Below are 578 nucleotides of genomic sequence, written 5' to 3' on the forward strand. Positions count from 1 at the left end.
GACAGCTACATCCCGACCCCGGCACGCGCTGTGGATCAGCCGTTCCTGATGCCGATCGAAGACGTGTTCTCGATCTCGGGCCGTGGCACGGTTGTGACCGGTCGTATCGAGCGTGGCGTGATCAACGTCGGCGACGAAGTTGAAATCGTGGGCATCCGTGACACCAAGAAGTCGGTTTGCACCGGCGTCGAGATGTTCCGCAAGCTGCTGGATCGTGGTGAAGCAGGCGACAACGTCGGCATCCTGCTGCGCGGCATCGACCGTGAAGGCGTTGAGCGCGGCCAAGTGTTGTGCAAGCCGAAGTCGGTCAACCCGCACACCAAGTTTGAGGCTGAGGCCTACATTCTGACCAAGGAAGAAGGCGGTCGTCACACCCCGTTCTTCGCGAACTACCGTCCGCAATTCTACTTCCGCACCACTGACGTGACCGGAACCGTGGAACTGCCGGAAGGCACCGAAATGGTGATGCCGGGCGACAACCTGAAGTTCAACGTCGAACTGATCGCCCCGATCGCCATGGAAGAAAAGCTGCGCTTCGCCATCCGCGAAGGCGGCCGCACCGTCGGTGCAGGCGTCGT

Annotated in this window: 1 protein-coding gene; it reads left to right on the forward strand. The window is 61.1% G+C overall.

The features are described from left to right. A partial coding sequence (locus QQJ98_RS19755) for an EF-Tu C-terminal domain-related protein (RefSeq protein WP_284327011.1) occupies positions 1 to 578 on the forward strand: 578 nt, incomplete at both ends.

The sequence above is a fragment of the Cypionkella aquatica genome (assembly GCF_030161095.1).
Taxonomy (GTDB): domain Bacteria; phylum Pseudomonadota; class Alphaproteobacteria; order Rhodobacterales; family Rhodobacteraceae; genus Cypionkella; species Cypionkella aquatica.